The organism is Micromonospora sp. NPDC052213 (assembly GCF_040679695.1).
GTDB lineage: Bacteria > Actinomycetota > Actinomycetes > Mycobacteriales > Micromonosporaceae > Micromonospora.
On record NZ_JBFAVI010000277.1, the window covers coordinates 1 to 5190 of the forward strand.

General features: G+C 75.8%; 7 protein-coding genes. 5 read left to right on the forward strand and 2 right to left on the reverse strand.

The features are described 5' to 3' along the window. The coding region (locus AB0L34_RS32750; RefSeq protein ID WP_363709425.1) for an SseB family protein at nucleotides 1-498 on the forward strand (498 nt) is incomplete at its 5' end. 163 nt (nucleotides 499-661) lie between these two features. After that, nucleotides 662-853 carry a DUF5703 family protein gene (locus tag AB0L34_RS32755; RefSeq protein ID WP_053655860.1) on the forward strand — a complete coding sequence of 64 codons (192 nt, stop codon included), beginning with the start codon at nucleotides 662-664 and terminating at the stop codon, nucleotides 851-853. Nucleotides 854-928: 75 nt separating this feature from the next. Here the strand turns inward: AB0L34_RS32755 and AB0L34_RS32760 are convergent, their stop codons facing one another. Continuing rightward, nucleotides 929-1579 (reverse strand): hypothetical protein, encoded by a 651-nt coding sequence (locus tag AB0L34_RS32760; protein WP_350704635.1) that lies wholly within the window; start codon nucleotides 1577-1579, stop codon nucleotides 929-931. A 62-nt stretch (nucleotides 1580-1641) separates the two neighbouring features. Next, complete coding sequence (locus AB0L34_RS32765; protein WP_363709429.1) at nucleotides 1642-2970, reverse strand: M20/M25/M40 family metallo-hydrolase; 1329 nt, start codon at nucleotides 2968-2970, stop codon at nucleotides 1642-1644. Nucleotides 2971-3152: 182 nt separating this feature from the next. Here AB0L34_RS32765 and AB0L34_RS32770 point away from each other — a divergent pair, with 182 nt between their 5' ends. The 3 genes from AB0L34_RS32770 to AB0L34_RS32780 all read left to right on the forward strand — a co-directional run bounded on the left by AB0L34_RS32770 (nucleotide 3153) and on the right by AB0L34_RS32780 (nucleotide 5128). Continuing rightward, nucleotides 3153-3761 carry a hemerythrin domain-containing protein gene (locus AB0L34_RS32770; protein WP_363709431.1) on the forward strand — a complete coding sequence of 203 codons (609 nt, stop codon included), beginning with the start codon at nucleotides 3153-3155 and terminating at the stop codon, nucleotides 3759-3761. Between the two features lie 109 nt (nucleotides 3762-3870). After that, nucleotides 3871-4866 carry a LysR family transcriptional regulator gene (locus tag AB0L34_RS32775; protein WP_350704388.1) on the forward strand — a complete coding sequence of 332 codons (996 nt, stop codon included), beginning with the start codon at nucleotides 3871-3873 and terminating at the stop codon, nucleotides 4864-4866. 19 nt (nucleotides 4867-4885) lie between these two features. Beyond that, entirely contained in the window at nucleotides 4886-5128 is a 243-nt protein-coding gene (locus AB0L34_RS32780; protein ID WP_357457025.1) for a hypothetical protein, read from the forward strand. Nucleotides 5129-5190 lie beyond the last annotated feature (62 nt).

The window sequence follows — 5190 nt, forward strand, 5'->3', positions numbered from 1 at the left end:
CCCGCCGACGGCCTCGCGCCCACCGCCGACGCCCGGGCCGGGTCGGCCCGCACCGGGTCAGGGCCGGCCGCCGCCGTCGCCGGCGGGGGCGGGGGCGGGCCGGCGGGGGGCGGCCGGACGGTGCAGGACCTTCTCGGCGACGCCGTCGCGCGGCGGGACCTGCCGGCGTACCTCGGCGTCCTGGCCGCCGCGACGGTGTGCGTACCGCTGGCGGCGGAGCCGGGCCCGGACCGCGACGTGCCCTGGACGGTCGTCGCCGACGCGTCCGGCGCGTCGCTGCTGCCCGTCTTCACCACGCCGGACGCCCTGACCGCGTTCGCCGGGTCGGGCGTGCCGTTCGTCGCGGTGCCCTGCGCGGACCTGCTCGCCGACTGGCCGGACCCGGCGTGGGGGCTGGCGGTGGACGCCGGCACCCCGCGGACGCTGCTCCTGGCACCGCCGGCGCTGGCCGCCCTGCTGGCGGCGAACCCGCCCGTCGACAGCGCGCCCCTCGACTAGGGACGGTGTCGGGACCGGCCGGTGTCGGGTGGACCGGCCGGGTACGGGGGCGACGACGGGCCGCGGCCCGGGGTGGGTCACGTCACACCCGGGCGTCGGCAGGCGGCGCGGGTCACCGGCGAGGGGGTGGCGGACGGCCGCCGGGCTGGGCAGCATAGGGCTCATGGACTACGAGTACGCGCCGCTGCGGCTGCCGCCGAACGTCGACCGGTTGACCGCCGCGGCGCAGTTGGCGATCCAGGCGGAGTTCTCCGGGTGGGAGTTGGCCCGGGTGCGGCTGTTCCGCGACGGCACGCGCCAGGTGGTGCTGCGCCGCCGACGGGTCAACCAGCCGCAGCCGGGCCTGTCGTACTGATCACCGGCGGCACCGCCGGTACGCGGACGCCCCGGGGCCCGGCCGAACTGCCGGGGGCCCCGGGGCGTCGTCGCCCTAGTGGGCGTGGTCGTGCTCGTCGTCGAGCTCCAGGAACGGGTGCTCGTCGAGCCGGCCCACCAGCCGGTCGTCGGGCGCCGGCTGGAACGGGCCGACCGGGTCGTCGTCGTCGAAGGACTCCAGGTCGACCGGGGTGCCGACCTCGCTGACCATCACCACACCGTCCAGCGGCTCCAGCTCCGGCACGTCCAGCGCGCCGAGTGAGCCGTCGCCGCTCTGGAGCAGCTCCAGCACCGCCTCACCGACCCCCTCGACGGGTGCCGGCTCGTCGTCGGCCGGGGTGCCCTCCCGGCGGGCCGCCTCGGCCACCCGGATCAGCGCCGAGACGCTCGGCACCCGGTAGTCGCGCCGCTGGCGCACCGAGATGACCCGCGGGTGCGGGTCGGTGGGCTCCACGCCCTCCCCGCCGAAGCGCTCGTCGGCCTCGTCCGGGTCGATCGACTCGACGTCCCAGGGGGTGACCTCGCCGAAGGCGTCCAGGAGTTGCTCGTCGTACGCGAAGGAGGCGTTGTTCAGGGCGACGTACGCCTGCCAGACGTCGTCGTCGTCGACGCGGCCCTGCGCGGCTCGGACGGCGGCCAGGTGGTGGCGGGCCGCATCGATCACGCGCTCGAGGGCGGCGTCCAGCTCACCGTGCTGGTCGGTCATGTGGGTCAGTCCCTTCACGATGGGGAGGTTCCCCGGCGGAACACTGGCGTTCCGGACGGGGGCTAGCAGGTGCGGAGGAACCGGTCGAGAACCCGCACGCCGAACTGTAGTCCGTCCACCGGAACGCGCTCGTCGATGCCGTGGAACAGCGCGGAGAAGTTCAGGTCGGCGGGCAGCCGCAGCGGCGCGAAGCCGAAGCATCGGATGCCGAGCTGGGAGAACGCCTTGGCATCGGTGCCGCCGGAGAGCATGTACGGCACCGGCCGGGCCCCCGGGTCCTCCGCGCGCAGCGCCGCCGACATCGCGTCGACCAGGTCGCCGTCGAACGTCGTCTCCAGCGCGGGCTGGCGCTGGATGTACTCGATGACGATGTCCGGGCCGACCAACTCGCGCAGCTGGCGCTCCAGCAACTCCGACTGCCCGGGGAGGCTGCGGCAGTCGATGGTGGCGGTGGCCCGGCCGGGGATGACGTTGTCCTTGTAGCCGGCGGCGAGCCGGGTCGGGTTGGCGGTGTTGCGGATCGTCGCGCCGATGATGTTGGCGATCGGCCCCAGCTTGGCGATGGCGGCCTCCGGGTCCTCCGGGTCGAGTTCGATCCCGAGCAGGTCGGAGACCTCCTCCAGGAAGGCCCGGACGGTGTCGGTCACCACCACGGGGAAGCGGTGCCGGCCGACCCGGGCCACCGCCTCGGCGAGCGCGGTGACGGCGTTGTCGTCGTGCACCATCGAGCCGTGCCCGGGCCGGCCCTTGGCGCGCAGGCGCAGCCAGTCGATGCCCTTCTCGGCCGTCTCGATCAGGTAGAGCCGCTGCTCGTCGTTGACGGAGTAGGAGAAGCCGCCGACCTCGCCGATGGCCTCGGTGCAGCCGTCGAGGAGATCGCGGTGCCGCTGGACGATGAAGTGTGCGCCGTAGTCGCTGCCGGCCTCCTCGTCGGCGGTGTACGCGAGCACGATGTCGCGCGGCGGGCGCACCCCGGTGCGCTGCCAGTGCCGCACCACGGCCAGCACCATCGCGTCGAAGTCCTTCATGTCGATCGCGCCCCGGCCCCACAGGTAGCCGTCGCGCAGCTCCCCGGAGAACGGGTGCACCGACCACTCGTCGGCGTCGGCGGGGACCACGTCGAGGTGGCCGTGCACGAGCAGGGCGCCGCGGCTCCGGTTGGTGCCCGGGATGCGGGCGACCAGGTTGGCGCGGCCCGGCGCCGACTCGTGGATGACGGATTCGACGCCGACCTCGGCCAGCTTCTCCGCCACGTACTCGGCGGCGACGCGTTCGCCGACGCTGGTGTCGTTGTCCCCGGTGTTGGTGGTGTCGATCCGCAGGAGGTCGCGGCACAGGCCGACGACCTCGTCGGTGGGGTCGGGAAGGGCGGAGGCGGGGTCGCTCGTCATCGGTTCTTCATACCAGCCGACCGGTCCGCTCCGGTCGCCCCGTCCCGCCCCTGTGGCGCGGCGGGGCGGGGACGCCGGGGCGGGCGCGGACCGCCGCCCGGTTTCGCCGCCGGCGCGGTCGGGTACCGCCGGTCGCGACCGCACCCCACCACGTGCTCCGCCCGCCGCCCGAGGAGGGCACCATGACCGTTCCCCTGCCGCCGCTGCCGCCCACCGGAGAGGACGAGACCTTCCGGCCGGGCGGGCGCAGCATCGCCGACATCGTCGACGCCGAGCACCGGCAACTGCGGGAGCTGCTGCGCCGGCTCACCGACGCCGACCCCGAGCCCGCCCCGGAACGGGGGCTGGAGGTGCTGACGGCGGCGCTGTCCCGGCACCTGTCCGCTGAGGAGCAGTACCTGCTGCCCACGGTCCGGGCCGCGCTGCCCGACGCCGCCGACCGGGTGGACCGGGCGCTCGCCGACGACGCGGCCCTGCTGACCGCCCTGGGTGGGCTCGCCGACGACGGGCTGGCCGAGGTCGGCGCGCGGGTCCGCCGCCACGTCGAGGAGGTCGGTGCCCTGGTCGCGGCGCTGCGCGAGGTGGCCAGCCCCGAGGAGCTGATCCGCCTGGGCAACCGGCTGGAGATCGCCGAGGAGGCGGCCCCGACCCGACCGCACCCGGGCACGCCGGCGACCCCGCCCTGGAACCGGGTCGTCGAGCCGGCGGTGGGCGTGGTCGACAAGGTGCGCGACGCCGTCACCGGCCGCCCCACCTATCTCGCCGACCTGGCCGAGCCGCCGTCGAGCTGAGCCGCCGGCTTCCCCGCCGGGCGCCCCGGCCACCGGTCCGGCAAACATCGGAGAGTGTTGATCCGTCCAGGGCCTTCCGCCAGCCGCTGCGGGGTCATACCGTCACTCTATGAATCTGGAGCTGCGTCACCTGAGGGTGGTCTGCGCGATCGCGGAGACGGGGAGCGTGACCAAGGCGGCCTCGGCGCTCGGCCTGGCCCAGCCGGCGCTCACCGCCCAGCTCCAGCGCATCGAGCGGACGCTGGGCGGGCCGCTGTTCGAACGGGACCGCCGCGGCGCCCGGCCCACCGTCCTCGGCGAGCTGGTCCTCGCCCGGGCCCGGGTGCTGCTGCCGGCCATGAAGGGCCTGCAGGACGAGGCGGCCCGGCTGGCCGGTGCCGGGGACGCCCCCCGGCGCTACCGGTTCGGCGGGGTGAACAGCCCGATCCTCGGTCGGCTCGTGCACCGGCTCGCCGCCGATCCCCCGCCGGCCCAGATCACCACCCACGCCTCCTGGTCGGCGGAGGAGCTGACCCACCTGGTCGCGGGCGGCCGGCTGGACTTCGCGCTGATCGGGGTGTGCGGCGATGCCGCGCCGCCGGCCGAGTACGGGTTGAGCTGGCGGGAGGTTGCCGTCGACCCGGTGCTCGTCATGCTGCCCGAGCAGCACCCGCTGGCCGGCCGGGCCGAGGTGCCCCTGGCCGACCTGCGCCGCGAGCAGTGGGTCGCCGCGCCCGGCGACGGCTGCTTCGGCGACTGTTTCGCCGCCGCCTGCGCCCGCGCCGGCTTCACTCCGCGGAAGTTGTACGAGGCCGACGTGCGCGTGTGCATCGACATGGTCGACTCCGGCGAGGCGGTGGCGCTGTGCCAGGCCACCTTCCGCCCGGTCGCCGGGCTCGTCACCCGGATGCTGGCCGGGACCCCGCTGCGCTGGCGGCTGATGCTCGGCTGGCACCCCGACTCCCCCGCCGCCGGGGACGCCGAGGTGGTGCTGGAGACCGCGCTGGCCGCGTACACCGACTCGCTGGCGGCGCATCCGGAATACCTGTCCTGGCTGCTGCGCAACCCGGGCTTCGGGGCGCGGGGGCTGACGGCCGCCGGGACGGACCGGGTGCGAACGGCGTGATGTCGGGTATCTGGCGGGCATGACCGATCTCTACCCCGCCGCCGACGACCGGGAGATCCTCCGGCAGGCGGCCGCCGCGCACACGTCCGCCGCCCGCGACGTGGAGGCCTTCCTGCGCCGCCTGCCCGAGGTGCCCGACCCGGCGGACGTCACGGAGTACGCCACCCTGCTCACCCGGGAGGAGCGGACGCGCGCCGACCGCGAGGCGGCGGCCGACGCCGCGGGCCTCACGATCGGCAGCCTGGAGAGCGACCAGGGCTGAGCACACGGGGCCGGCGGCGCCCGGGAGGTGTTCCCGGGGCGCCGCCGGCCCGTGTCGACGGG